The organism is Nocardioides hankookensis, assembly GCF_042658885.1.
GTDB classification, from domain to species: domain Bacteria; phylum Actinomycetota; class Actinomycetes; order Propionibacteriales; family Nocardioidaceae; genus Nocardioides; species Nocardioides hankookensis.
Genome location: NZ_JBHSRJ010000009.1, coordinates 699,752 through 724,471, shown reverse-complemented (window position 1 = coordinate 724,471; position 24,720 = coordinate 699,752). Strand labels below are relative to the sequence as shown.

The following is a 24,720-nucleotide window of genomic DNA, read 5'->3' as shown; positions in this document are numbered from 1 at the left end:
CTGCGGTCGGTGGTTTCGAGGCTCGCTGCGCTCGCACCTCAACCACCGGCATCGGTGGTTGAGGTGCGAAGGCCGCCAGGCCTGAGCCTCGAAACCACCTCGACGATCCGGCTAGCGTGGGGCCATGCCGAAGACACCCGCCGCCGAGGTCGACGCGGGTGGCCGCGCGGTCCGCGTCTCGAGCCCCGACCGGGTGATCTACGAGGCGACCGACAGCACGCCCGAGGTCACCAAGCTGATGGTGGCGGAGTACTTCGCGAGCGTCGACGACGGCCTGATGCGCGCTCTCCGCGACCGGCCGACCGCCCTGGAGCGCTGGACGTCCGGCGTCCGGGAGGGGATGCGGCTCGCGACCGGCCCCCAGGACAAGGACGCCGACGCGTTCTACCAGAAGCGGGTGCCCAAGGGTGCTCCCGACTACCTCGAGACCGTGCAGGTCACCTTCCCGTCCGGGCGCACCGCCGACGAGATCTGCCCGACCGAGATCGCGGTGCCGGTCTGGTGCGCCCACATGGGCACGCTGGTCTTCCACCCGTGGCCGGTACGCCGCGCCGACGTCGACCATCCCGACGAGCTGCGCATCGACCTCGACCCGCAGCCGGGTACGACGTTCGCGGACGCCGTCCGGGTCGCCGGGGTCGCCCGCGAGCTGCTCGAGGAGCTCGGCATCACCGGCTACCCCAAGACCTCCGGCAACCGCGGCGTCCACGTCTTCGTGCGGATCAAGCCGGAGTGGGAGTTCACCGACCTGCGGCACGCCGCGATCGGTTTCGGCCGCGAGCTGGCCCGCCGCGACGACGGCGTCACCGTCGAGTGGTGGAAGGAGGAGCGCGGCGCGCGGATCTTCGTCGACTTCAACCAGAACAACCGGGACCGCACCATCGCCTCGGCGTACTCGCTGCGGCCGCTGCCGGGCGCCCCGGTCTCGACGCCGATGACCTGGGACGAGCTGGCCGGCGTCACCGACCCGGGCGACTACAACCTCTTCACCGTCCCCGACCGGGTCGCCGGCGGCGACCCGTGGGCGGGCATCGACGACGCCGCGCACTCGCTGGAGCCGCTGCTGCGGCTCTGGGAGGAGCTGCCCGGCGGCGAGCTCAACTTCCCGCCGGACTACCCGAAGATGCCGGGCGAGCCGCCGCGCGTGCAGCCGAGCAAGAAGGTCGAGTCGCACTGGGACGCCGAGGGCAACCGCATCGACGGTGGTTGAGGTGGTGGGACCCCGCTGCCGCCTTCTCGGACCACCTGGGGTAGCGATCCGAGCGCGCGGCAGCGGGCTCTCCATCCGTGCGGTCGCGGGCGCCCCCCGAGCGTCCGGGCGACCTGTCCGCCCCTGCGACCGATGACCAGACCATCGACCGGTCCGGGCGGCACCTGAGGGGTGGTCCAGACGGGTTCCTCACTACGCTCGGACGGTGACCGACGACCAGCGCATGGACCGCGACGACCGCGAGCCCGACAAGCACGGCCCGGCCGGGGCCGCTCGCTGGGCGGCGTACCTCGACTGGGTCCGCGAGGACATCGCGGCGACCGTGCTCGCGCTACCCGACGACGTACGCCGCAGCAGCACCCTGCCGAGCGGGTGGACGCCGATCGAGCTGCTCAGCCACGTGCTGCACATGGAGCAGCGGTGGTTCGTCTGGGGCTTCCTGGGGGAGCGGGTCGACGAGCCGTGGGGCGACTGGACCGACGACGAGCCCTGGGGCCGCGACGACGCCCGGTGGGTGGTCGCGCACGACGTGACGGCCGAGGAGCTCGCGCAGCGGCTGGCCGGGATCGGGGCGCGGACCACCGCGATCCTCCGCGACTTCCCGCTGGACGCGACCGCCTCGCCGGGCGGCCGGTTCGCCGCCGACCCGCCGAGCCTGGAGTGGATCTGCTTCCACGTGCTGGCGGAGTACGCCCGGCACGCCGGCCAGCTCGACGTCGCGCTGGAGGTCCGACCTGCCTGACGCGGGCTTGAAAAAGCAGAAGACCCGTTCCGCCTTCAGGGCCGAAGCCAAGCGCGCGGTACGGGTCTTCCGGAACCGGCCGAGGCACTCCCCCCAGAGCCCGCGGATCCCCACGTTCCGCGTCAGCCGGTGTTACATCCAGAACACTAGGGCCCGGATCCTCACAGGCGGTCAACAAGCGATCCACAAGACGGCAAGCGTTCGGCAACGAGTTAGATTCAGGGCGTGCTGCTTGCCTTCGACACCGCGTCCCCGCTGGTCTCCGTGGCCCTCTACGACGCCGACGGCGACGGTGTGGTGACCGAGCACGTCGCCGAGCGGCCGATGAAGCACGCCGAGCAGCTGGCCCCGCTGATCGACCTCGCGATGAGCACCGCGGGCATCGTCCGCCAGGACCTCACGGCCATCGCCGTCGGCACCGGGCCCGGCCCGTTCACCGGCCTCCGGGTCGGGCTCGTCACCGCCCGCACCCTCGGCTTCGTGCTCGACATCCCGGTGTACGGCGTGTGCTCGCTCGACGCGCTCGCCGTCGAGGCCGTCGGCACCGGGGCGGTGGGCGGCGAGTTCGTCGTCGCCACCGACGCGCGCCGCAAGGAGGTCTACCTCGCGCGGTACGACGCCGCCGGGACCCGGATCGACGGCCCGGTCGTCGACAAGCCGGTCGAGCTCGCGACGGACCTGCCGGTGGTCGGCCAGGGCGCCGTCCTCTACCCCGACGCGTTCCCACAGCGGGTCGGACCGGAGGCGCCGAGTGCCGGCTGGCTGGCGCGCTGCGTCGCCGAGGAGCGGGCCGAGCTGACCGACCCCGAGCCGCTCTACCTGCGCCGCCCCGACGCGGTCGCCGCGCACGCCCCCAAGCCGGTCTCGTGACCGTGCGGCCGGCGACCGCCGCCGACGTGACCGCCATCGCCGACCTCGAGCTGGCCAACCTGGGCGACGACGCCTGGTCGGAGGGGCTGGTGCGCGAGGGCGTCACCGGCAACCTGCCGACGATCAGCTACCTGGTCGCGGAGGTCGACGCTCCAGGTGGACGGGCCGTGGTCGGTCACGCGACCGCCAGCGTGGTCGCCGACATCGCGGAGCTCCAGCGGATCGCGGTCGACCCCGCCCACCGGCGTACCGGCCTGGCGTCGCTGCTCCTGGACGCAGTGATCGGCGCCGCCCGGGAGGGCGGCGCCGATCGGCTGCTGCTGGAGGTGCGGGAGGACAACGCCGGAGCCCTGGCCTTCTACGCGGCCCGGGGCTTCGTCGAGGTCGACCGACGCCGTCGCTACTACCGCGACGGTGCGACCGCCGTGGTGATGCGCCGCAGCCTCGGTCGAGGCTGCGGCGCCTCCGATCACGGCAGGTAGTACGTCGGGTTGGGCAGCTTGTAGACCCGGTTGGCGGATCCTCCGACGAGGTCGGAGAACTGGTCACCGAGGTTGCCGACGATGTCGAAGCCGAGGCTCTCGATGTGCTTGCGGGTCTGCGACTTGTACTCGATGGTCGAGCACGTGTTGTCCGTGCCGCAGTTGATGTACGCCGGCGGCTGGGTCCCGGTGTTCCACTTCGTGAAGTACCGGTTGGCGCGGAAGTCGGAGTAGCCGACCTTCGCCAGGTTGCCGAGGGTGGCGTACTTCTGCGAGTCGCTGCGTCCGGTGAGACCGAACACGGTGCAGCCCGCGTCCGCGACGTCGGCGACCAACTCCGGCATCCCCGGGACGGCCGGGAACCGCTGGTCCTGCACGTAGGTGTCCTGGAGCGCCGGGTCGAAGTTGAACTTCATCCCCGCGTCCTCCATGTCGTAGGTCATCAGCGTGGTGTCGTCGGCGTCGAAGACGACCGCCGGCTTGCCGGGCACCTTCAGCGAACGCAGCTTCTTCGCGTAGTGCTTCACCGCGTTCCGCGCCTTGGCCTTGGCCCTCTTCGACTTGGCGTGCGCGAGCTGCCGCTTCGCCTTCGCGAGGTCCGCCTTGGTCCGCGCGATGGCCGCGCGCACGTTGGCGATGACGTCGTTGCCGTGCTCGCAGGACTGCTGGATCGTGGCGCCCCAGGTCTTCTCGAGCGCCGCCATCTCGGTCACGTAGTTCGAGCTGGAGCGGTTCGCGAGCCCGGCGGGCGCGTTGTAGTAGGCCCGGATCTCCTTGCGGAGCGGGTCGATGTTGGGGATGTCGTCACCGCTCGCCACGGTCGCGCCGCTGGAGCCGTCGGCCTTCATCGTGTACGTCGTCGGCGGCTTCATGTCGGCGTCGCTCGCCGGGGCGCCGGCGATGTCGAGGCTGGCCAGGAAGTACGTCGGGTTCGGGAGCTTGACCGTGTCGTCGGCGACGCCGCCCATCAGGTCGCTCCACTGGTCGCCGACGTTGAGGACGATGTTGACGGCGTCGGCGTCCTCGATGTGCTGGCGGGTGAACGCCTTCTTCTCGACCGTCGAGCAGCTCCCAGCGGTGCCGTCCGCGGCGCAGTTGACGTAGCCCGGCTGGTCGACGAGCGCGTCACCGGTCGTGTACAGGTTGGACGCGTCGAAGATCGGGGCGCCACCGGTCGCCGTGAAGCCCTGCTCGGTGAGGTTGGCGATGGTGTCGGACTTCTGGGTCGAGGGCCGCCCCGTCACGCCGTACACGTCGTAGCCGCGGTCGGTGAGGGTGCGCACCAGCGCAGGCATGCCGTTGACCGCGGTGTAGAGGTGGTCGGTGACCCACTGGCCGGCGACGGCGCCGTCGTAGTTGTAGTGGGTGACCTCCTCGAAGTCGAAGTCCGAGAGGAGCGTGGAGTCGATGTCGAAGACGACCGCGCTGTTCGCCGGGGCGGTGGCAGGGAGACCGGCCAGGATGTCCTGCTCGATGCCGTTGACGTCGGTGATGTATGGCGACGTCGTCTTGTTGGAGACCCACGGGCTGGAGGGGGTCGCCCTCGTGGCGTTGTAGTAGGTCCGGAACGTCGACTTCACCGAGTCGATGTTCGGGATGTCCGCACCCGAGTCGGGGGTGGCGGCGACGGTGCCGTCGTACGGGTTCACGCTCATGGTGAACTCCGTGTGCGGGGTGAGCTTCGAGTCGTCGACCGTGCGCGCCTGGGAGGGTGCTGCCCCTCCGACGACGAAGGCGAGCGCGACGGTGGTGGCGACGAGAGCGGGCGTGCCGAGGCGTCCCGAGAATCGCATGGGTGCTCCGATGGTGAGAGGAAGGTTGACCCGGTCAACCTATGTCGGAGTTCCCGGTCTGTGAAGGGCGACTCACGGATGCAGGCGGGCACCCTTGACGATCTTGTCCACGGCGTTGCGCGGCGCGTGGACCGCCAGCCCGACCAGGTCCAGGTCGGCGCCCGCGACCGCGGCCACCGCGGCCCGGTTGTCGTCGTCGTTGCCGGTGCGGAAGAGGTCGGCGGTGAAGACGCCGACCGTCACGTCGCGGCGCAGCGCGCGCTCGTGGGCGGCGGTCAGCGTGGCCGCGTCGCCCTCGAAGACCAGGACCGGCTGACCGAGCATCGCGAGGTACGGCGTGCCGTCGGCGTCGGCGTACGCCTCGCCGACCAGCTGGGGGTACGCCGCGGTCACGCCGCTGACCAGGAACGCGGTCGCGTTCAGCCGTTGCCACATCTCGAGGTCGTCGCGGAGCAGCACCGCGATCTTGGTGTCGAACGCCATGGCCCCACGATCGCCGCCGTCGTCGGGGCCGGTCTTGTACGTTCCTGACATGTCGCCGCGGCCGACCATCCGTGCCTGGCGCCCGCCGGTCGCCGGGGTGTCGGAGGTGCTGCACGCGCACTTCCCGGAGCACGCCTACCCGGCCCACACGCACGACACCTGGACGCTGCTGCTGGTCGACTCCGGCACCGTCCGCTACGACCTCGACCACCACGAGCACGGTGCGCTCGGCGACCGGGTCACGCTGCTGCCGCCGCACGTCGCGCACGACGGGCGGTCGGTCGAGGCGACCGGTTTCCGCAAGCGCGTGGTCTACCTCGAGGAGGACGTGATCGACCCGGACCGGATCGGCGCCGCTGTCGACCACCCCGGCTGGGCCGACCCGGCGCTGCGCCGCGCGGTCGACCGGCTGCACGGCGCGCTCGAGCACCCCGGCGACGAGCTGGAGGCGGAGGTCCGCCTGGAGCTGGTCGTCGACGGGCTGCGGCAGCGGCTCGGGGCGGCGCGCGTGCCGGACGCCGTACGACGGGACCCGCGGCTGGCCCACCGGCTCCGCGACCTCCTCGACGCGAACGTCGTCGAGGGCGTGTCGCTGGCGAGTGCCGCGGGGGAGCTCGGGGCGCACCCGACCCACCTGGTGCGGGCGTTCGGCGCGGAGTTCGGCCTGCCGCCGCACCGCTACCTCACCGGCCGGCGCCTCGACCGGGCGCGGCGGATGCTGCTCACGGGGGAGCGGGCCGCGGACGTCGCGGCTGCCTCGGGCTTCCACGACCAGGCCCACCTGACCCGGCACTTCCGCCGTCTCCTGGGGGTCACTCCCGCGGCCTACGCGCGGTCGGCACAATGAACTCCGTGAGCGAACCCCTGATCCTCGGGATCGAGACCTCGTGCGACGAGACCGGCGTCGGGATCGTGCGCGGGCACACCCTGCTCGCCGACGCGATCGCGAGCAGCGTCGACGAGCACGCCCGCTTCGGCGGCGTCGTGCCCGAGGTCGCCAGCCGCGCCCACCTCGAGGCGATGGTGCCGACCATCGAGCGGGCCTGCGAGACCGCCGGCGTACGCCTCGACGACGTCGACGCGATCGCGGTGACCAGCGGCCCGGGCCTCGCCGGCGCCCTGATGGTCGGGGTCGCCGCCGCGAAGGCGCTCGCGGTCGGGCTGGGCAAGCCGATCTACGGCGTCAACCACCTCGCCGCCCACGTCGCGGTCGACCAGCTCGAGCACGGGCCGCTGCCCGAGCCGTGCCTGGCGATGCTGGTCAGCGGCGGCCACTCCAGCCTCCTGCGGGTCGAGGACGTGACGACCGGCGTGGACCCGATGGGCGCGACGATCGACGACGCCGCGGGCGAGGCGTTCGACAAGGTCGCGCGACTGCTGGGGCTGCCGTTCCCCGGCGGACCGCACATCGACCGCGCGGCCCGCGAGGGCGACAGCGTGTACGTCGACTTCCCGCGCGGCCTGACCGCGCGCAAGGACCTGGAGCGGCACCGCTTCGACTTCTCGTTCTCGGGTCTCAAGACCGCGGTGGCGCGCTGGGTCGAGGCGCGCGAGCGCGCGGGGGAGCCGGTGCCGGTCGCCGACGTCGCCGCGAGCTTCCAGGAGGCCGTCTGCGACGTGCTCACCCGCAAGGCGATCGACGCCGCACGCAGCGAGGGCATTGAGGACATCCTGATCGGCGGCGGGGTCGCCGCGAACTCCCGCCTGCGCGCGATGGCCGAGGAGCGGGCCACCGCCGCCGGCCTGCGGGTCCGGGTCCCGCGCCCCGGCCTGTGCACCGACAACGGCGCGATGGTCGCCGCCCTCGGCGCCGAGATGGTCGCCCGCGGCCGTACGTCGTCCGCCCTCGACCTCCCCGCCGACTCCTCCCAGCCGGTCACCAGCGTCCTGGTCTGACGCCCTGGCGCGGTAGTCCCTGACGGAATGGTCCGGTTCAGACGCTCGGGAGGACCGTTCCGTCAGGGACTACCCCGCCGTCACGGTGCTACGACGTTCTCGGGCTCGGGCTGGTCCTCGGGGTGGGCGGGCGGCTTCTGGTCGCCGTGGCCGGGCCACCAGGCGGCGTGCCCGATCAGGGCGGTGAGGGAGGGCGTCAGGAACATCGCCATCACGAACGCCGCGATGAAGATGCCGAACGACAGCGCGAAGCCCATCGACGTCAGCAGGCTGTTGCCGCTGAGCATCAGCGACGCGAAGGTGCCGGCCAGGATGACGCCGGCCGCGGCGATCGTCGGCCCGGCGTGCTTGAGCGCCTCGGCGGCCGCCGGTCGCGGCTCCCGGCCCTCACGCGCCTCCTCGCGCAGCCGCGCGATCATCAGGATGTTGTAGTCGGTGCCGAGGGCTGTCACGAAGAGGTAGATGTAGATCGGCAGCATGAAGATCAGGCCGCTCGCGCCGCCGATGTGCTGGAAGACGATCACCGTCGCGCCGAGGGTCGCGGCGAAGCTCAGCCCGACCGCCGCCATCAGGTAGAGCGGTGCGACCAGGCTGCGCAGCAGCAGGGCGAGGATCAGCATGATCACCAGGGCCGCGACCGGGAAGACGACCTTGTAGTCGCGGACCATGGCCGACTGGAGGTCGGCGAAGATCGACGGCGTACCGCCCACGAACGCCTCGGTGCCCTCGGGTGCGGCGCTGTGCGCGGCGTCGCGCACGGGGCCCTTGACGTCCTGGAGCGCGGCGTCGGACGCCGGGTCCTCGTCGAGGACGACGCTGAACTGGGCGGCGGTGCCGTCCTTCGACGGTACGGCGGGGTAGACCTGTGCCACGCCGTCCGCGGCCTCGAGGTCGGTGCGGTACGTCTCGAGCTCCGCCGGGTCGAGCTGCCCGTCGTCGGACACGAGGATCACCGGGATCGGCTCGCTCGCGCCGGCGGCGAAGTGGTCCTGGAAGGTGTGCAGTGCCTCCGTCGACTCCACGTCGTCGGGCAGGCTCGAGTTGAAGTCGAACGACGGGTTGAAGCTGAACGCGAAGATCGCCAGGATCCCGAGGATCAGGCCCGAGACGATCGCGAAGCGGCCAGGACGGCGGCCGAGCGACTCGCCGATCTTGGCGAAACGAGCCGCCTTCGGCTCCTCGCGCCACTTCTTGGAGGGCCAGAAGAGCGCGCGGCCGAGCACGGTCACGACGGCCGGGACGAGGGTCAGCGCGGCGATCAGCGTCACGGCGACGGCGATGGCCAGGGCCGGGCCGATCGCCTTGAAGATGCCCAGCGAGCTGAGCAGCAGGGCGAGGAACGCGACGATGACGGCGCCACCGGCGGACGCGATCGCCTCGCCCGCGCGCTCCAGGGCGTGGACGACGGCGGCGCGGGTGTCCTCGCCCTGGCGCAGCCGCTCGCGGTAGCGGAAGAGGAAGAAGAGGATGTAGTCGGTGCCGATCCCGTAGAGGACGACGACGAGGATCGTCTCGATCGAGGAGTCCGCCTTGAGGTCGAAGGCCTCGTTGGCCCAGCCGATCAGGCCGGTGGCGACGAAGGACACCAGCGTCACGACGACGACCGGCATCAGGCAGATGATCACGCTGCGGAAGATGATGGCGAGCAGGCCGACGATCAGCACGACGGTGGCGATGCCGACGATCGCGAGCGCCCGGTTGCCCGACTCCTGCGAGTCCAGGCCCTGCGGCACCGAGCCGGTCGTCTGGGCGGTGAGGTCGGTGCCGTCGGTCAGGTCGTCGAGGTCGTCGCGCATCGCCTTGGCGTCGTCGAAGGCCTGGGTGTCGAACCCGGTGGAGTCCTCGGCGAGGCCGACGATCCCGATCTGGACCTTCCCGTCCTCCGAGACGTTGGGCTTGCCGTCGGGGCTCACCGTGACGACCTGCTGGACGAAGGTGTCCTTGCCGAGCTTCGGCCCGAGCTCCTCGGCGATCGAGGAGACCGTGGCCTGGTCGTCGTCGGTCAGCGCCTTCCCGTCCTCACGCTCGAAGACGATCAGCGCGGCCGGCGTGGTCGCGCCGGGGAACTTCTCCTCCTGGAGCTTCGCCGCCTGGATCGACTCGTAGTGGTCGGGGAGGAATTCGGACTCCTCCTGGGTGGTCGTCAGCGCCGGCGCGAGGGAGACGACGGCGATGGCCAGCACCACCCACGCTGCGATGACGAACCACGGACGACGGGACGCGAGACGACCAAGGAAGGCGAACACGGTCCAGGAGCCTAGCGACGAGAAGTGTCCGAATGCCTCCGACTTTCGTCTACAAAGGGGGTCAGGACGCAGGCAGCACGAGCGGTACGCCGAGCGCTGGGTCCTCGGTGCGGAACCCGCTCAGCGCGGTCGTCACGTCGTCGGGGGAGATGCGCACGAGCGACGTCTCGCCCCGGGGGTCGACCTGCACCGCGAGCAGGTGGGTGTCGTCCTCCCAGGTCCAGCTGGTGATCGTGCCGCCGGCGACGCCCGCCAGGCGCGTACCTGTCCGCGAGTCCCGGACGTCGATGCGCGTCGGGCCGAGGCCCTCCCCGAAGGTCGTCGCCACGAGCCTTCCGTCGGGCGAGAAGTCGAAGACGTTGTCCTCGCAGCCCTTCCACGCGAAGTCGATCTCGTTGGGGTCGTAGACCCCGCCGCAGTAGTGGTTGCCGTCGGGCGCGACCTCGGAGAGCCCCCCGAGGAGCGAGCCGTCCGACGAGACGTCGAGGATCGCCGGCACGTCGGGCGTCATCGGCATCACGACGCCCGAGGTCGCGACCGCCCAGCTCGGGCCGAGGCCCTCACCCTTGGTGAGGACGTGCACGCTGCAGAGGTCGCTGCAGTCGCCACTGATCGCGACGGCCTCGGGACTGCTGCCCTCGACCGACTCGAGGACCTGGGGGTCGTCGGACCCGGCGACCAGCAACCGGGGCGCGCCGTCCGGGTCCATCCACGCGACCGCGGACCTGCGCTGGACGGCCAGCCCGCCCTCGAGCGGGTACGTCGCGAGCTGGGACCCGCGGTCGTCGAACAGGACCGCCTCCCGGTCGCCCTCCGCGGTCGACGCGGTCACGACGTACTGGTCGGTCCCGAGGACGGCGAAGCCGTCGGCCCGGTCGTGCAGGTCGCCCTGGAGCCGGATCCGGGAGCCGTCCTCGTAGACGATGACGCCGTTCCGGAGCGTCGGCACGGCCCCGCCGTCGGGGTCGACGCCCTTGGTCGGGCTGGGCCGCGCCGGGTCGGGGTCCGAGCGGTCTGCCCCGGAGCCGCCGAGCAGGGCGATCGGCAGCGCGACGGCCGCGACCAGCGCGACGCCGCCCGCGACCGCCGCCCGCCGGCGGCGCCGGATCTGGCGGGCCCGGCCGCGGACGTCGTCGAAGGTCAACGGCGCCCCGTGGACGTCCCCGGCCCGCGCGCGGAGGGTCTCTGTCAGGTCGCTGCTCATCGCTCCTCCTCCCGGAGCTCGGGCGCGGTCTCGCGCAGTCGGGCGAGCGCTCGGCTCGTCTGGGACTTGACGGTGCCGACGGAGATGCCGAGCACCTCCGCGGCCTCGGCCTCGGTCAGCTCCTCGTAGTAGCGCAGCACCAGCACGGCGCGTGCCTTGCGGGGGAGCGTCCGCACCGCCGACCAGAGCGCGACGCTCTGCCCGTCGTCGTACGCCGGTGGTGGGCTCGCCACCTCGGGGACGGCGTCGGTCGGCTGCTCACGACGGCGCCAGGCCCGGCGCCACAGCGAGTTGTGCTCGTTGACCATGATCCGGCGGACATAGGCGTCGACCGACTCGCGGTCGTGCACCCGGTCCCACGCCAGGTAGAGCTTGGCCAGCGAGGTCTGCAGCAGGTCCTCGGCCTGGTGCTGGTCGCCGGTGAGCAGGTACGCCGTGCGCAGCAGGCGACCCTGGCGGGCCTGGAGGTACGCCGTGAAATCGGCGTCCCGGTCCGTCATCGCAGCTCCTGCCTCCGTCACCAACACACGCCCTAGACGCAGGCGGAAGCCTGATGGTTGCAAATCTTGCGTGATGCGGTTGGCTGGCCCCATGCATCAGGTGAAGGGCGTCGTCGCCCGCGCGAAGGGTCAGCCGGTGGAGCTCGTGACGATCAACGTCCCGGACCCCGGACCGGGCGAGGCGCTCGTGCAGGTGCAGGCCTGCGGGGTGTGCCACACCGACCTGCACTACCGCGAGGGCGGCATCAACGACGACTTCCCGTTCCTGCTGGGCCACGAGGCCGCGGGCGTCGTCGAGGCCGTCGGCCCCGACGTCACCGGCGTCGCGCCGGGCGACTTCGTGATCCTCAACTGGCGTGCCGTCTGCGGGGAGTGCCGGGCCTGCAAGCGCGGCGACCTGCAGTACTGCTTCAACACCCACAACGCGACCCAGAAGATGACGCTGGAGGACGGCACCGAGCTCTCGCCGGCCCTCGGCATCGGCGCCTTCGCCGAGAAGACCCTGGTCGCCGCCGGCCAGTGCACCAAGGTCGACCCGTCGGCCCGGCCGGCCGCCGTCGGCCTGCTGGGCTGTGGCGTGATGGCGGGCATCGGTGCGGCGATCAACACCGGCGCGGTGACGCGCGGCAAGTCGGTCGCGGTCATCGGCTGCGGCGGGGTCGGCGTCGCCGCGATCGCGGGCTCCGCGCTGGCTGGTGCGTCCCCGATCATCGCGGTCGACATCGACGCGAAGAAGCTTGAGAAGGCGAAGGCGATGGGTGCGACCCACACCGTCGACTCCTCATCGGTCGACCCGGTCGAGGAGATCAAGCGGATCTGCGCGGAGACCTACGACGGTGCCGACGGTGCCGACGTCGTGGTCGAGGCGGTCGGCCGCCCCGAGACGTGGAAACAGGCGTTCTACGCCCGCGACCTCGCCGGCACGGTGGTCCTGGTCGGCGTACCGACCCCGGACATGAAGGTCCCGGACCTGCCGCTGATCGACGTCTTCGGGCGCGGCGGCGCGCTGAAGTCGAGCTGGTACGGCGACTGCCTGCCGACCCGCGACTTCCCGATGCTGGTCGACCTCTACCAGCAGGGCCGGCTCGACCTGGACGCGTTCGTCACCGAGGAGATCGGCATCGGCGACATCGAGGCCGCCTTCGAGAAGATGCATGACGGCAACGTGCTGCGCTCGGTCGTGATCCTGTGACTGCGAGGGTCGACCACGCCGTCTCCAGCGGCACCTTCAGCCTCGACGGCGAGACCTTCGACGTCGACAACAACATCTGGGTCGTCGGCGACGACAGCGAGTGCATCGTGATCGACGCGCCGCACAGCGTCTCCGACATCCTGGCCGTCGTGGGGGACCGCAAGGTCAAGGCGATCGTCTGCACCCACGCCCACGACGACCACGTGCGGGTCGCGCCGGCGCTGCGTGAGGAGACCGTCGCGCCGATCATGCTGCACCCCGACGACAAGGTGCTCTGGGAGCTCACGCACCAGGACTACCTGTGGGACCTCGACCTCGCCGACGGCGTACGCATCGAGGTCGGCGGCACGACGCTGCAGGTGCTGCACACCCCGGGCCACGCCCCGGGCGCGGTCTGCCTCTACGCGCCCGACCTCGGCTGCGTCTTCACCGGCGACACCCTCTTCAACGGCGGGCCGGGCGCGACCGGCCGGTCCTACTCCGACAGCGACCAGATCTTGGAGTCGATCCGGGCGAAGCTCTTCGCCCTGCCCGACGACACCGTCGTGCACACCGGGCACGGGGACGACACGACGATCGGCGCCGAGCGGGCTGCGCTCGGGACGTAGCACCCGCAGCGCTCAGAACGGCGCCACGAGGAACGCCGTCCCCGCGCCGGCGACCCGGGTCAGCACGAGGGTCGCCTCCTGCTCGCCGTGCAGGTCGAGACGCTTGCGCAGCTGCTCGGGCACGACGTCGACGCCACGCTTCTTGATCGTCAGCCGCCCGATCCCGCGCTCGCGGAGAGCGGCCCGCAGCTGCTTCTCGCGGTAGGGGACCTCCTCGAGCACGCGGTAGCCCCGCGCGAACGGCGTGCGGAACGACTGGTCGGAGGTCACGTAGGCGATGTGCTCGTCGAGCAGGCCACCGCCGACGCCCGCAGCTACCGCGGTGACGAGGCCCGCGCGGATGACGGCGCCGTCCGGCTCGTAGAGGTAGGCCCCGACCGGGCGCACGTCGCTCCCCGGGTCGTCCTCGTCGGTCAGCGTCGCGAGCCCGGACTCTCCGATCACGGTCGCGCGGCGGGCGGTCGTCGCCAGCCGGCCCGACCACAGCGCCGCCTCCTTGACCTCGCCGCGGTCGCTCACCCACTCCGCCTCGACACCGGTCGGGACCAGGTCGTGGGGGATGCCCGGGGCGACCTTCACGCACGAGTCGCGCGCGAGCAGCCGCTCGACGAACGGCCACGGGGGTGTCCAGTCGTCGACGTCGAAGGTCCGGCCGCGCGCACCCCGGCGGGCGGGGTCGGCGAAGGCCACGTCGAACGGCGTCGGGTCGATCGTCGTCGCGTCGGTCACCGACACCGCACCGGGCAGGCCGAGGGCGTCCAGGTTGGCCTGGGCCACCGCGACCCGGACCGGGTCGAGGTCGACGCCCGCGCAGATGAGCCCGGCCCGCGCGGCGGCGACCAGGTCGCCGCCGATCCCGCAGCCGAGGTCGATCACGGTCTGCGCCGACGACGCGACCAGGCGCGCCGCCCGGTGCTCGGCGACCCGGAGGCGGGTGGCCTGCTCGAGGCCCTCGGACGTGAAGTACATCCGGTCGGCGAGCTCGCCGAACTTCGCCCGTGCCTTCACCCGGAGCGTGGCCTGGGTGACGGCGGTCGCGACCTGCGCGGGCTCCGCCTTACGCCGCAGGCGAGTCTGCGTGGCGAGCGAGTCGTCGCCGGCCTCGGTCGCGGCAGCCAGCAGCCGCTGGCCGTCGTCGGTCAGCAGCCACCGGAAGGCGTCGAGGTCCACGGCCCGATCCTGTCAGCCCGGGGGTCCTCTGGCACTCCGTTGGGCAGAGTGCTAGTTTCTGGGTTGGCACTCTCCCCGTGAGTGTGCCAGTGCCTGCGTCCCGGTGCGACCCCCGCGACGGCGTACCTGAAGCGCAGGCGCCAGACGTGCATCACCCACCATCGAAGTGCCAGAAAGTGGAGGTCGGCATCGTGTCGGTCAACATCAAGCCCCTCGAGGACCGGATCGTTGTCAAGGCCCTCGAGGCCGAGCAGACCACGGCTTCCGGCCTGGTCATCCCGGACACCGCCAAGGAGAAGCCCCAGGAGGGCGAGGTCCTGAGCGTCGGTCCCGGTCGCATCGACGACAACGGCAACCGCGTCCCGCTCGACGTCAGCGTCGGCGACAAGGTCATCTACAGCAAGTACGGCGGCACCGAGGTCAAGTACGCCGGCGAGGAGTACCTCATCCTCTCCGCCCGCGACGTGCTGGCCATCGTTTCCTGATTTCCCGGGTCGTGTGCCTGACGCCGCGCTGTTGCGCGTGCTCAGGCACACGACCCGATCTTGTTTTCTGACGTAGGAGAAGCAATGCCCAAGATCCTGGAGTTCGACGAGAACGCCCGCCGCAGCCTCGAGCGCGGCGTGGACAAGCTCGCCAACGCCGTCAAGGTGACGCTCGGCCCCAAGGGCCGCTACGTCGTCCTCGACAAGAAGTGGGGCGCGCCGACCATCACCAACGACGGTGTCACCGTCGCCCGTGAGATCGAGCTCGACGACCCCTTCGAGAACCTCGGTGCGCAGCTGACCAAGGAGGTGGCCACCAAGACCAACGACGTCGCGGGTGACGGCACCACCACGGCCACCGTGCTCGCCCAGGCGATGGTCCACGAAGGCCTGCGTGCCGTGGCCGCGGGTGCGAACCCGATGGGTCTCAAGCGCGGCATGGACGCCGCGGCCGAGGCCGTCGGCGACGCCCTCAAGGAGGCCGCCCGCGAGGTCGAGTCGGTGGAGGACATGGCGTCCGTCGCCACGATCTCCAGCCGCGACAGCGTGATCGGTGACCTGCTCTCGCAGGCCTTCGACAAGGTGGGCAAGGACGGTGTCATCACCGTCGAGGAGTCCAACTCGATGGGCACCGAGCTCGAGTTCACCGAGGGCATGCAGTTCGACAAGGGCTACATCAGCCAGTACTTCGTGTCCGACCCGGAGCGCATGGAGGCCGTCCTCGACGACCCGTACATCCTGCTGCACCAGGGCAAGATCTCGTCGGTCCAGGAGCTGCTGCCGCTGCTGGAGAAGGTCATCGCCGCCGGCAAGCCGCTCTTCATCCTCGCCGAGGACGTCGACGGCGAGGCGCTGTCGACCCTGGTCGTCAACAAGATCCGCGGCACCTTCAACGCCGTCGCGGTGAAGGCCCCGGCCTTCGGCGACCGCCGCAAGGCGATGATGCAGGACATCGCCACCCTCACCGGTGGTCAGATCGTCGCCCCCGAGGTCGGCCTCAAGCTCGACCAGGTCGGTCTCGAGGTGCTCGGCCAGGCCCGGCGCGTCGTGGTCACCAAGGACGACACCACCATCGTCGACGGTGCCGGTGACGGCGCCGAGGTCGAGGGTCGCGTCAACCAGATCAAGGCCGAGATCGAGTCGACCGACTCCGACTGGGACCGCGAGAAGCTCCAGGAGCGCCTCGCGAAGCTCGCCGGTGGCGTCTGCGTGATCAAGGTCGGCGCCGCCACCGAGGTGGAGCTGAAGGAGAAGAAGCACCGCATCGAGGACGCCGTCTCCGCGACGCGCGCCGCGATCGAGGAGGGCATCGTCCCCGGCGGTGGCTCCGCGCTCATCCACGCGGTGTCGGTCCTCTCCGACGACCTCGGCCTCACCGGCGACGAGGCGGCGGGCGTGCGCATCGTGCGCAAGTCCGCCGACGAGCCGCTCCGCTGGATCGCCGAGAACGGCGGGGAGAACGGCTACGTCGTCACCTCCAAGGTCCGCGAGCTCGGCCTCGGCAACGGCTACAACGCCGCGACCGGTGAGTACGGCGACCTGGTCGCCCAGGGCGTGCTCGACCCGGTCAAGGTGACCCGCTCCGCGCTCGTCAACGCCACCTCGATCGCGGGCATGCTGCTCACGACCGAGACGCTGGTCGTCGACAAGCCCGAGGAGGAGGAGCCCGAGGCCGCCGGCCACGGGCACGGCCACGGCCACTGAGCCGACCCGGCGCCAGTTTCACCCCGACCCGGCGCCAGTTTTCACCTCGGTGTGAAAACTGGCGCCGGGTCGGCATTTCAGGGCAGCAGCTCGCCGAGCCACTGCGTGGCGCCGTGGCGGTGGTTCACGGGCGTCTGCCACATCAGGTTCCGGGCGCCGCCGGTGGACCCGGCACCGCCGCCCCAGTTCCCGACCGCGTCGTTGAGTCGTAGGAACCGGTTCGTCGCCAGGTCGTAGGTGTAGGTCCCGGCCACCCCGTCGGCGTACGCCGTGATCGCGACGACCTCGCTGCCCGGCGGCAGGTAGCCGTCGATGCCGCTGTCCTGGAGCGTGACGACCTGCTCGCCGTCGGTGCTGAGGACCTGCACGCGGTCGTCGCGCTCGCTGCCGGCGTAGTCGCCGCAGTACTGACTCATCAGGATCCGGTCGTCGGTGGCCCCGAAGGAGAGCAGGTTGCACTTCGCTCCCGCGTGCGGGTCGAAGGAGTGCTCGGCCCCGGTCGCGAGGTCGCGCACGTGCACCTGCCCGGCGTGGCCGTTGGTCGAGTCGGTCCACACCATCGAGCTGTCGGTGAAGGCGACGTCCCCGAGCGTCAGGTGCTCGTCGCGGACGTCGTTCGCGTCGGTGAGGGACGCCGACCAGAGGTCGAACGTGTCGCCCTCGGCGTTGGAGTCGTCCGCCTCGCCGCCGTTGCCCATCGGCCAGCCGCCGTCGGGGATCCGGCCCTGCGTCGCGGGGACCCGGAAGTAGACGCGTCCGTCCGGTCCCAGCTCGGCGCGGAACTCGACGCCGTGGGGGAGACCCGGCCAGGTCAGCGTGCTCCACTCGCGCGTGGTCCGGTCGAAGAGGTACGCCGTCACCCGCCGTCCCGTGCCGTTGTCGCTGAGCAGCACGAGCCGGTCGGTGCCGAGCTCGACCGGGGTGATGTTGTCCTGCCCGACCCCGGGGTCGGGCAGCCAGTCCTTGGCGTCGGTCGCGGGGTCCAGCAGCGCGAACTTCGCGCTCGAGCGGGCCTCGCGCGGTCCGTCCTGGAGGAGGATCAGCCCGTCGTCGGTGACCCCGTCGAAGTACTGGCCGTTGTCCTCGTCGAGGTTGCGGTTGGTGAGCGACGCCAGCACCCGGTAGTCCCGTCCCTCGACCGCCGGCTGGGCGTCGCTGAGCCGGATGGTGGGTGCATCGGGCCGCGGCGGCGCGCCCGCCGGGTCGGCGTGGTCGGCGCCGCTCGGCCAACGGACGGCCGCGGTGACCAGGACGGTGGCCGCGAGCACGCCCACCGCCGCGATGCCGGCCGTACGCCGACGCGAGGTGGTGCGACGCCGGCCGGCCGCCACCAGGACCGCCACGTCGACGTGGTCGGCCGGCGCGTCCGCGACGTTGTCGTGCAGCAGCTGCTTCAGGTCGTTCACCACGGCAGGTTCCCCTCTCCGATCACGGCGAGCTCGTCGCGCGACGCGCTCTCGAACATGGATCGCAAGGACGCCAGGGCCCGCGAGGTCTGGCTCTTCACCGTGCCCTCGCCGCAGCGCAGCACCACCGCCGTCTCCCGGACGTCGAGGTCCTCGAAGTAGCGCAGCACGACGCACGCACGCTGCCGCTCGGGCAGCCGGGCGAGCGCGGCCATCAGCGCCGCCCGGTCCGAGACCCTGCCGGCGACGTCCTCGTCGGAGCGCCGCTGGTCGTCGACCTCGGTCGGCCGCTCGGTGCTCGACCGCTTGCGGCTGGCGTCGAGGAAGGCGCTGACGACGGCCTTGCGGGCGTAGGCCAGCTCGCCGCCGCGCCGGACCAGCCGCGGCCAGGCGACGTACACCCGGATCAGGCCCTCCTGGACGTGGTCGGCCGCGCGCTCCCAGTCACCGCAGAGCAGGTACGCCGTGTTGCGCAGCCTGCCGTGAGCGGCGACGGCGAACTCCGAGAACTCCGTGTCGCGATCCATGCCCCCAGAACGAGGTGAGCCGAGGATCGGTTGCACGCGATCAACAATCCGGCGTCACCGGCGGCCTGTCGAGACCGCGGCGCAGGTAGACCGTCCGGCCGTTGCAGGTCGTGCCGGCCGGGACGTAGTTGTCCTCGATCGCGTTGTGCAGGTCGTCGACGCCGGTGTCGGCCCAGGCGTCGAGGTCGACCCACTGGACGAGCCAGGTGGGCGCGTCCGGCCCCGAGAGCAGCGCCGTGAGGTCGGCGTACTCCGGGTCGCGGGTGCGCATCGGCAGGCTCCACAGGTAGGGGTACGGCGAGTCCAGGCCGCTGGTCAGCTGGAGGTCGGCCCGGCCACCGAAGACGACCAGGGTGTCGCCGGGCTCCGCGGAGTCGGCGATCGCCTCGCCGGTGCGGACCTCGTCGAACTCCTGGTGCCCGGTCGCGTTCCAGACCAGCCAGAACGCCATCGCCAGGACGGCGGAGCCGATCGCCGCGACGACCAGCCCGCGCATCGTGCGCCCCGAGCGGTCCTCCCGCCCGGCGAGCAGCGCGGTGCACAGCGCCGCCGCCGGGATCAGCGGCAGCATGTAGTCCTGCCAGTAGCTCCCACCCGCGACCAGCGACGCCACGTCCACGACGACGACGGCCAGGGTCGCGGCGAGCGCCGGCGGGTTGTCGCGCCACAGCTCCCGCATCCGGGCGAACGGGCCCGCCAGCACGACCAGCAGCCCGGTCGCCAGTGCGATCGCCAGCAGGATCCAGGCCCGGCGCTCGGGGGCGTCCGTCGTGCCGTCCGCGATCACCCGGGCGGCGTCGGCGCGGAAGCCGTAGACCGTCTCCCACAGCACCGACAGCCGGACACCGGCTGCCGACGTCCACGCGATCGTGGCGAGCACCGGTACGGCGGCGCCCACCAGCCCGGCGGCCGCGAGCGCGACCGTCGAGCGGCCGGGCAGCCGCTCGGTCCGCCACGACACGAGCAGCAGCACGCCCGCGAAGACCAGGCCGGTGGCGAGGTTCTGCTTGAGACCGACGGCCAGCGTCGCCGCAGCGCCGGCCGCGAGCGCGAGCGGCCACGCCTCCCGTCGTACGGCGAGCAGGGTCAGCAGGATGCTGCCGAGGACGAACGGCAGCGCGAGCAGCTCGCCCTTCACGGCGACGACGTCGATCATCGGGTTGGAGAGCAGGGCGGCGACCAGTGCGGCGGTCCACACGGTCGCCCGCGGGCCGCTGATCGTGCCGGCGACGGCGGCGGCCAGGAGCACGGTCAGCCCGGCGACCAGCGCACCGAGGACGCGCAGGGTGGTGACGCCACCGAGTGCGTCGACCGCGCCGAAGACGGCGATCAGCGGTGGCGGCCGGTCCACCCAGTAGGTGCCGAAGAGGCTGCCGGGCTGCGGGTCCCAGGCCCGCGCCACCAGGAGGAAGCCGGCCTCGTCCGCGCGCACCGGACGGGTCAGCGCGGGCAGTCGTGCCAGCACCGTGAGCGCGACGGCGACCGCGACGGGGTAGCGACCGAGGAGACGGAGCACGCGGTCAGTCGCGCCCGCGCAGCAGCGAGACCCGCATCTCGCGGAGCTCGCCGGTCACCACGCCGCGGACGATGGTCGGGTCGGCCTCCATCACCGCGCGGGCGGCGGGCTCGTCGGGCGCCTCGAACACCGCGACACCGGTGTTGACCGTGCCGAGCGTCGGGCCCGCGAGCACCAGCACGCCGTCGTCGAGCAGCCGCTGGAGGTAGTCGAAGTGCTCACCGAAGACGGCCGACTCCTCGTCGGTCATCGTGGCCGCGAAGTCCGGCCGCGGCGGGTGGAGGAGGTAGATCCAGCTGGGCACCGGCCTAGCCTCTCAGGTCCACCCACGCGTTCGTAGCACCCAGGAAACACGCAGGTTGCGATCCGGCAACGTCACGCCGCCACGCTGTGCCCATGTTGTGGAGGGTTCGTACGACGCTGCCCGATCGTCCCGGGGCGCTGGCCATGCTGGCGGCGACCTGTGGCGAGGCCGGGGTCAACATCCTGGGTCTCCAGATCTTCCCGGGCGTGGAGTCGGTGACCGACGAGCTCGTGCTCAGCACCCCGGACGACTGGACGGCGGCCGACCTCGCCGACCTGGTCGGTCGCTCCGGCGGGCTCTCGGTCAGCGCCGGCCCGTGCACCGAGGCCGCACTGACCGACCAGCCGACCCGCTACGTCCAGGCGGCCCGCACGATCCTGGCCCAGCCGGCGTCGTTCCCGGAGGTGGTCGCCCGCCTCTTCGACGCCGAGTCCGACCCGGGGGCAGGCGCCGACGGCACCCTCGACGTGATGGAGATGACGGTCGGCGACGTCCAGGTGCAGGTGCGCCGGTCCGCGCCGTTCACGGCGACCGAGCACGCGCGCGGGTCGGCGATGGCCGACCTGGTCTCCGACGTGCTCGAGCGCACCCGCGAGAGCGCGATGTCGCCGAGCATGGGCCGCCGCGTGGGAGGCGGAGCCACTCCCGGCTACGTCGCGGACGGCGACTCGGTCTCGGCGATGATCGAGGGCCAGGCGGTCGGGCTCGCGGTGGTCCGCCCGGCGGCCGAGGAGCCCGACGTACGACCGGTCACGCTGCGGGTGGACCCGGCCTGGCAGCGGCGCGGCATCGGCACCCGATTGCTGGTGGACGCGGCCCGGCTCGCCAACGCGCTCGGAGCCACCGAGATCGTGCTGACCACACGGTCCGACAACCAGGCGGTGCTGCCGATGGTGATGGCCGCCGGCCTGCGCGGACGCATCCGGATGGCGTCCGACACGCTCACCGTGCGCGTGCCCGTCCGCGACCTCAAGCCGCTTCGTCTCTGACGGGAGCCCGCCGGTAGGCTGAAGGGGTGGAGCTGCCGGAGAAGTTCGCCCCGCTGGGCCTGACCTACGACGACGTCCTGCTGCTGCCGGGTCACTCCGACCTGGCGCCCTCGGACATCGACATGACCTCGCGGCTGACCCGCGAGATCTCGCTGCGGGTGCCGCTGGTGAGTGCGGCGATGGACACGGTCACCGAGTCCCGGATGGCGATCGCGATGGCCCGCCAGGGCGGCCTCGGGGTGCTGCACCGCAACCTGTCGATCGAGGACCAGGCCTACCAGGTCGACCTCGTGAAGCGGACCCAGACCGGCATCATCTCCAACCCGGTCACGATCAGCCCGGACGCGACGCTGGAGCAGCTCGACAAGCTCGCCGGCGAGTACCGCATCTCCGGCTTCCCGGTCGTCGACAGCGACAACCGGCTGATCGGCATGATCACCAACCGCGACCTGCGCTTCACCCCGGTCGCGGAGTGGGCGACCACCAAGGTCGACGAGGTGATGACACCGATGCCGCTCATCACCGGCCCCTCCGACATCAGCCGCGACGACGCGACGGTGCTGCTGCGCAAGCACAAGCGCGAGCGGCTCCCGCTCATCGACGAGGCCGGCCACCTCACCGGCCTGATCACGGTCAAGGACTTCGTCAAGGGTGAGCAGTTCCCGCACGCGTCGTACGACGGCGCCGGCCGGCTGATGGTCGGTGCGGCGATCGGCTACTTCGGCGACGCCTGGCAGCGCGCCACCACCCTGATCGAGGCCGGCGTCGACGTGCTCGTCGCCGACACCGCCCACGGCAACGTGCGGATGCTGCTCGACATGGTCCAGCGGCTCAAGACCGACCCGGCCACCAAGCACGTCCAGGTCGTCGGAGGCAACGTCGCGACCAAGGAGGGCGCCCAGGCCTTCGTGGACGCGGGCGCGGACGCCGTCAAGGTCGGCGTCGGTCCGGGCTCGATCTGCACCACGCGGGTCGTCACCGGCGTCGGCGTCCCCCAGGTCACCGCGGTCTACGAGGCCTCGCTGGCCTGCAAGGCCGCCGGAGTCCCCGTGATCGCCGACGGCGGCCTGAAGCACTCCGGCGAGATCGCGAAGGCGCTGGTCGCCGGCGCCGACACCGTGATGATCGGCTCCCTGCTGGCCGGCTGCGAGGAGTCGCCGGGCGACCTGGTGTTCGTCAACGGCAAGCAGTTCAAGTCCTACCGCGGCATGGGTTCACTGGGTGCGATGTCGAGCCGGGGCAAGAAGTCCTACTCGAAGGACCGCTACTTCCAGGCCGAGGTCGAGAGCGACGACAAGATCGTGCCCGAGGGCATCGAGGGCCAGGTCGCCTACCGCGGCCCGCTGGCCGCGGTCGCGCACCAGCTCATCGGCGGCCTGAGCCAGTCGATGTTCTACGTCGGCGCGGCGACCGTCCCGGAGCTGCAGGAGAAGGGCCGGTTCGTCCGGATCACCCAGGCCTCGCTCCAGGAGAGCCACCCGCACGGCGTGCAGATGACCGTCGAGGCGCCCAACTACAGCGGCCGGTAGACCAGCAGCACGCCCTGGAAGTCCGACCCGTCCTCGCTGTCGAGGGTGACGTCGTAGCGGTCGCCCGCGAGCAGCACCCCGCCGATGGAGCTCGCCGCCCCGGTGGTGGCCCCCAGGAAGGACGAGGTGCCGTCGGCCAACCGCCCGGACCAGCGGGCCCCGACGCTGGCGCCGCGGCCGACCAGTCCGAGCAGGCGGTCCCCGTCGGCCGTGTCGACCGTCGTGCGGACGGCGTCCCTGCTGCCCGCAGGCTGGTCCTCGAGGCGGTCGAGGACCCAGGTGCGACCGGCGTACTCGACCTGCTGCTCCACCCGCATGCCCAGCACCAGCTGGGCGCGCGGCGACTGGCGGTAGACGGCCACGCCCACGACGGCCGAGTCCGAGGTGACCTCGGGACCGTCCGCGCCGCGGGTGAGGTAGGCGCGGACCACGTGTCCGCGCACCCGGTCGCCCTCGAAGCTGGAGCTCGACGTGCCGGGGTCGCGGTAGTCGTCGTCGCGGCACGGGCCGCTGATCGGGCCCTGGTCGTCGATCTCGACGTTGATCCAGAGGCCCCGCTCGTCGGTCGTGCAGTACTCGGAGAACCGCACGTCGCTGAACGCCGCGGTGAAGTCGACGCTGACCTCCGACGAGCGGGGCTCGGAGAAGCCGCTCGCGAGCAGCTCGTCGCCGGCGACGTCGTCCCGGAAGACGGCGGTGCCGTCCGCGTTGCTCACCCCGTCGGCCAGCTCGCCGGTCGCGTCGTAGACGGCGATCCCGGCCTGCGCGCCGTCACCGATGCCGTCGAAGCGCACCTGGAGGGTGGTCGCCCCGGTCGGGACGGGCGCCGTGACCTGCTGGTCCCCGCGGGCCCGGGCGATCGCCTCGCCGTCGGCCCACAACGTCGCCGAGCCGTCGCCGAGGTCGCTGGCCACCAGCGAGACAGCTCGTTCGGAGTCGGTCTCGTCCAGCGTCAGCCGCGGCCTCGCCGAGGGGAAGACCTCGGTGTCCGAGACGGCGTACGGGAAGCCGGAGATCGTGACCTCCTGCGGCACGTCGATGCCGATGACGGTGGGACCGGCCGGCTCGACCTGCTGGGACCCGCCGAGCGAGCCGACGGTGGCGACCGCGGCCACCACGGCCACGGCGGCGACCGCGGCCACGGCGCCGGCGCGGCGACGGCGTACGGCGCGGATCCGGGCGTGGACGGCGACCGGCCGGACGTAGCGCTCGGTGTCGTCGAGGCCGTCGGCGTGGCGGTCGAGGGTGGAGCGGAGGTCGTGGAGCGTGTTCATGCGAGGTCCTCCGTGGTCGTGGTGGCTTCGGCGAGCGCGGGATCGATCCGCAGCTTCGCGAGGGCCTTGCTGGTCTGGCTCTTGACGGTGCCGACCGAGACACCGAGGATCCGGGCGGTCTCCGCCTCGGTCAGGTCCTCGACGTAGCGCAGCACGACGACGGCGCGCTGGCGCCGGGGCAGCCGGCCCATCGCCGTCCAGAGGTCCTGGCGCTGGTCGGCGTCGTCGTGCTCGCCCCCGGAGTTCTGCTGGGTGGGCTCGGGCGGCTCGGCGAACGCGTGCTCGCCGTTCCACTTGCGGCGCCACCACGACGAGAACGTGTTGACGATGATCTTGCGCACGTAGGGCTCCGGGTCGCTCTCGATCCGGGACCAGGCGAACCAGGCCTTCGTCAGGGCGGTCTGGAGGAGGTCCTCGGCGAGCGCATGGTCCCGGGTCAGCAGGTACGCCGTACGCAGCAGGCGGCTGGAGCGCGCGGCGACGAACTCGTCGAAGTCCGCCTTCGTGTCCACCGCACCTCCCGAGATCGTGGTCGACCGGGATCCGGTCAGGGCTTCCATACCCCTTCCGACCCGGTGGACAACCGGAAT

24 protein-coding genes are annotated in these 24,720 nt (G+C 71.9%); 12 read left to right on the top strand and 12 right to left on the bottom strand.

Going from position 1 to position 24,720, the window contains the following annotated elements:
- Nucleotides 1-124: 124 nt before the first annotated feature.
- The 4 genes from ACFPYL_RS23090 to ACFPYL_RS23075 all read left to right on the top strand — a co-directional run bounded on the left by ACFPYL_RS23090 (nucleotide 125) and on the right by ACFPYL_RS23075 (nucleotide 3,304).
- On the top strand, nucleotides 125-1,210 hold the full coding sequence (locus tag ACFPYL_RS23090; RefSeq protein WP_379160186.1) for a DNA polymerase domain-containing protein: 1,086 nt from the start codon (nucleotides 125-127) through the stop codon (nucleotides 1,208-1,210).
- A 205-nt stretch (nucleotides 1,211-1,415) separates the two neighbouring features.
- Nucleotides 1,416-1,952, top strand: coding sequence for a mycothiol transferase (locus tag ACFPYL_RS23085; RefSeq protein ID WP_379160183.1), 537 nt, complete (start codon nucleotides 1,416-1,418; stop codon nucleotides 1,950-1,952).
- A gap of 225 nt (nucleotides 1,953-2,177) precedes the next feature.
- Nucleotides 2,178-2,822, top strand: coding sequence for a tRNA (adenosine(37)-N6)-threonylcarbamoyltransferase complex dimerization subunit type 1 TsaB (gene tsaB, locus ACFPYL_RS23080; RefSeq protein WP_379160180.1), 645 nt, complete (start codon nucleotides 2,178-2,180; stop codon nucleotides 2,820-2,822).
- Nucleotides 2,819-3,304, top strand: a complete 486-nt coding sequence (locus tag ACFPYL_RS23075) for a GNAT family N-acetyltransferase (RefSeq protein WP_379160177.1) — start codon at nucleotides 2,819-2,821, stop codon at nucleotides 3,302-3,304. The genes tsaB and ACFPYL_RS23075 overlap by 4 nt, the downstream gene beginning before the upstream one ends.
- Here ACFPYL_RS23075 and ACFPYL_RS23070 read toward each other — a convergent pair.
- Both ACFPYL_RS23070 and ACFPYL_RS23065 read right to left on the bottom strand, forming a co-directional pair.
- Entirely contained in the window at nucleotides 3,292-5,097 is a 1,806-nt protein-coding gene (locus ACFPYL_RS23070) for an HAD family acid phosphatase (RefSeq protein WP_379160174.1), read from the bottom strand. The genes ACFPYL_RS23075 and ACFPYL_RS23070 overlap by 13 nt on opposite strands.
- A gap of 72 nt (nucleotides 5,098-5,169) precedes the next feature.
- Nucleotides 5,170-5,580: a DUF2000 family protein gene (locus ACFPYL_RS23065; protein ID WP_379160171.1), complete on the bottom strand. Its 411-nt coding sequence runs from the start codon at nucleotides 5,578-5,580 to the stop codon at nucleotides 5,170-5,172.
- A 49-nt stretch (nucleotides 5,581-5,629) separates the two neighbouring features.
- Between ACFPYL_RS23065 and ACFPYL_RS23060 the strand changes: the two genes are divergently transcribed.
- Nucleotides 5,630-6,427: a helix-turn-helix transcriptional regulator gene (locus tag ACFPYL_RS23060; RefSeq protein ID WP_379160168.1), complete on the top strand. Its 798-nt coding sequence runs from the start codon at nucleotides 5,630-5,632 to the stop codon at nucleotides 6,425-6,427.
- A gap of 5 nt (nucleotides 6,428-6,432) precedes the next feature.
- Nucleotides 6,433-7,476, top strand: coding sequence for a tRNA (adenosine(37)-N6)-threonylcarbamoyltransferase complex transferase subunit TsaD (gene tsaD / locus ACFPYL_RS23055; RefSeq protein WP_379160165.1), 1,044 nt, complete (start codon nucleotides 6,433-6,435; stop codon nucleotides 7,474-7,476).
- Between the two features lie 80 nt (nucleotides 7,477-7,556).
- Here tsaD and ACFPYL_RS23050 read toward each other — a convergent pair whose 3' ends face one another.
- The 3 genes from ACFPYL_RS23050 to ACFPYL_RS23040 all read right to left on the bottom strand — a co-directional run bounded on the left by ACFPYL_RS23050 (nucleotide 7,557) and on the right by ACFPYL_RS23040 (nucleotide 11,426).
- Nucleotides 7,557-9,722, bottom strand: a complete 2,166-nt coding sequence (locus tag ACFPYL_RS23050; RefSeq protein WP_379160162.1) for an MMPL family transporter — start codon at nucleotides 9,720-9,722, stop codon at nucleotides 7,557-7,559.
- A gap of 61 nt (nucleotides 9,723-9,783) precedes the next feature.
- Nucleotides 9,784-10,926, bottom strand: coding sequence for a hypothetical protein (locus ACFPYL_RS23045; protein WP_379160159.1), 1,143 nt, complete (start codon nucleotides 10,924-10,926; stop codon nucleotides 9,784-9,786).
- Nucleotides 10,923-11,426, bottom strand: a complete 504-nt coding sequence (locus ACFPYL_RS23040) for a SigE family RNA polymerase sigma factor (protein ID WP_379160156.1) — start codon at nucleotides 11,424-11,426, stop codon at nucleotides 10,923-10,925. Before ACFPYL_RS23040 ends, ACFPYL_RS23045 begins: the two co-directional genes overlap by 4 nt.
- Before the next feature lie 91 nt (nucleotides 11,427-11,517).
- Here ACFPYL_RS23040 and ACFPYL_RS23035 point away from each other — a divergent pair, with 91 nt between their 5' ends.
- Nucleotides 11,518-12,618, top strand: a complete 1,101-nt coding sequence (locus ACFPYL_RS23035; protein WP_379160153.1) for an S-(hydroxymethyl)mycothiol dehydrogenase — start codon at nucleotides 11,518-11,520, stop codon at nucleotides 12,616-12,618.
- Entirely contained in the window at nucleotides 12,615-13,226 is a 612-nt protein-coding gene (locus ACFPYL_RS23030; protein WP_379160150.1) for an MBL fold metallo-hydrolase, read from the top strand. The genes ACFPYL_RS23035 and ACFPYL_RS23030 overlap by 4 nt, the downstream gene beginning before the upstream one ends.
- A 12-nt stretch (nucleotides 13,227-13,238) precedes the next feature.
- Here the strand turns inward: ACFPYL_RS23030 and ACFPYL_RS23025 are convergent, their stop codons facing one another.
- On the bottom strand, nucleotides 13,239-14,396 hold the full coding sequence (locus tag ACFPYL_RS23025; RefSeq protein ID WP_379160147.1) for a class I SAM-dependent methyltransferase: 1,158 nt from the start codon (nucleotides 14,394-14,396) through the stop codon (nucleotides 13,239-13,241).
- A 191-nt stretch (nucleotides 14,397-14,587) separates the two neighbouring features.
- Between ACFPYL_RS23025 and groES the strand changes: the two genes are divergently transcribed.
- A complete protein-coding gene (groES, locus tag ACFPYL_RS23020) occupies nucleotides 14,588-14,881 on the top strand; it encodes a co-chaperone GroES (RefSeq protein WP_056153156.1) in 294 nt (97 codons plus the stop codon).
- Nucleotides 14,882-14,965: 84 nt separating this feature from the next.
- Nucleotides 14,966-16,585: a chaperonin GroEL gene (gene groL, locus ACFPYL_RS23015; protein WP_379160144.1), complete on the top strand. Its 1,620-nt coding sequence runs from the start codon at nucleotides 14,966-14,968 to the stop codon at nucleotides 16,583-16,585.
- Nucleotides 16,586-16,662: 77 nt separating this feature from the next.
- Here the strand turns inward: groL and ACFPYL_RS23010 are convergent, their stop codons facing one another.
- The 4 genes from ACFPYL_RS23010 to ACFPYL_RS22995 are packed head-to-tail and all read right to left on the bottom strand — an operon-like array spanning nucleotide 16,663 to nucleotide 20,338.
- Nucleotides 16,663-17,991: a hypothetical protein gene (locus ACFPYL_RS23010; RefSeq protein WP_379160141.1), complete on the bottom strand. Its 1,329-nt coding sequence runs from the start codon at nucleotides 17,989-17,991 to the stop codon at nucleotides 16,663-16,665.
- Entirely contained in the window at nucleotides 17,988-18,518 is a 531-nt protein-coding gene (locus ACFPYL_RS23005) for a SigE family RNA polymerase sigma factor (protein WP_379160138.1), read from the bottom strand. The genes ACFPYL_RS23010 and ACFPYL_RS23005 overlap by 4 nt, the downstream gene beginning before the upstream one ends.
- 40 nt (nucleotides 18,519-18,558) lie before the next feature.
- Nucleotides 18,559-20,034 (bottom strand): hypothetical protein, encoded by a 1,476-nt coding sequence (locus ACFPYL_RS23000; RefSeq protein ID WP_379160135.1) that lies wholly within the window; start codon nucleotides 20,032-20,034, stop codon nucleotides 18,559-18,561.
- Nucleotides 20,035-20,038: 4 nt separating this feature from the next.
- Nucleotides 20,039-20,338 (bottom strand): YciI family protein, encoded by a 300-nt coding sequence (locus ACFPYL_RS22995; protein ID WP_379160132.1) that lies wholly within the window; start codon nucleotides 20,336-20,338, stop codon nucleotides 20,039-20,041.
- A 92-nt stretch (nucleotides 20,339-20,430) separates the two neighbouring features.
- Here ACFPYL_RS22995 and ACFPYL_RS22990 point away from each other — a divergent pair, with 92 nt between their 5' ends.
- Together ACFPYL_RS22990 and guaB are read left to right on the top strand one after the other, a co-directional pair.
- Nucleotides 20,431-21,327, top strand: coding sequence for a GNAT family N-acetyltransferase (locus tag ACFPYL_RS22990; RefSeq protein ID WP_379160129.1), 897 nt, complete (start codon nucleotides 20,431-20,433; stop codon nucleotides 21,325-21,327).
- 26 nt (nucleotides 21,328-21,353) lie between these two features.
- Entirely contained in the window at nucleotides 21,354-22,856 is a 1,503-nt protein-coding gene (guaB, locus tag ACFPYL_RS22985) for an IMP dehydrogenase (protein ID WP_379160126.1), read from the top strand.
- Here the strand turns inward: guaB and ACFPYL_RS22980 are convergent.
- Nucleotides 22,841-24,130, bottom strand: coding sequence for a hypothetical protein (locus ACFPYL_RS22980; RefSeq protein ID WP_379160123.1), 1,290 nt, complete (start codon nucleotides 24,128-24,130; stop codon nucleotides 22,841-22,843). The two genes, guaB and ACFPYL_RS22980, sit on opposite strands and share 16 nt — an antisense overlap.
- The gene (locus ACFPYL_RS22975; RefSeq protein ID WP_379160120.1) at nucleotides 24,127-24,642 is read right to left on the bottom strand and encodes a SigE family RNA polymerase sigma factor; all 516 of its coding nucleotides are present in this window, start codon (nucleotides 24,640-24,642) and stop codon (nucleotides 24,127-24,129) included. Before ACFPYL_RS22975 ends, ACFPYL_RS22980 begins: the two co-directional genes overlap by 4 nt.
- Between the last annotated feature and the right edge of the window lie 78 nt (nucleotides 24,643-24,720).

Excerpts from the sequence above, each read along its gene's own strand:
- ACFPYL_RS23065 (WP_379160171.1), bottom strand. The coding sequence starts at position 5,580 with ATGGCGTTCGACACCAAGATCGCGGTGCTGCTCCGCGACGACCTCGAG.
- ACFPYL_RS23035 (WP_379160153.1), top strand. The coding sequence starts at position 11,518 with ATGCATCAGGTGAAGGGCGTCGTCGCCCGCGCGAAGGGTCAGCCGGTG.
- ACFPYL_RS23040 (WP_379160156.1), bottom strand. The coding sequence starts at position 11,426 with ATGACGGACCGGGACGCCGATTTCACGGCGTACCTCCAGGCCCGCCAG.
- ACFPYL_RS23005 (WP_379160138.1), bottom strand. The coding sequence starts at position 18,518 with ATGGATCGCGACACGGAGTTCTCGGAGTTCGCCGTCGCCGCTCACGGC.
- ACFPYL_RS23070 (WP_379160174.1), bottom strand. The coding sequence starts at position 5,097 with ATGCGATTCTCGGGACGCCTCGGCACGCCCGCTCTCGTCGCCACCACC.
- ACFPYL_RS23045 (WP_379160159.1), bottom strand. The coding sequence starts at position 10,926 with ATGAGCAGCGACCTGACAGAGACCCTCCGCGCGCGGGCCGGGGACGTC.
- ACFPYL_RS22990 (WP_379160129.1), top strand. The coding sequence starts at position 20,431 with ATGTTGTGGAGGGTTCGTACGACGCTGCCCGATCGTCCCGGGGCGCTG.
- groL (WP_379160144.1), top strand. The coding sequence starts at position 14,966 with ATGCCCAAGATCCTGGAGTTCGACGAGAACGCCCGCCGCAGCCTCGAG.
- ACFPYL_RS22980 (WP_379160123.1), bottom strand. The coding sequence starts at position 24,130 with ATGAACACGCTCCACGACCTCCGCTCCACCCTCGACCGCCACGCCGAC.
- ACFPYL_RS23060 (WP_379160168.1), top strand. The coding sequence starts at position 5,630 with ATGTCGCCGCGGCCGACCATCCGTGCCTGGCGCCCGCCGGTCGCCGGG.
- ACFPYL_RS23090 (WP_379160186.1), top strand. The coding sequence starts at position 125 with ATGCCGAAGACACCCGCCGCCGAGGTCGACGCGGGTGGCCGCGCGGTC.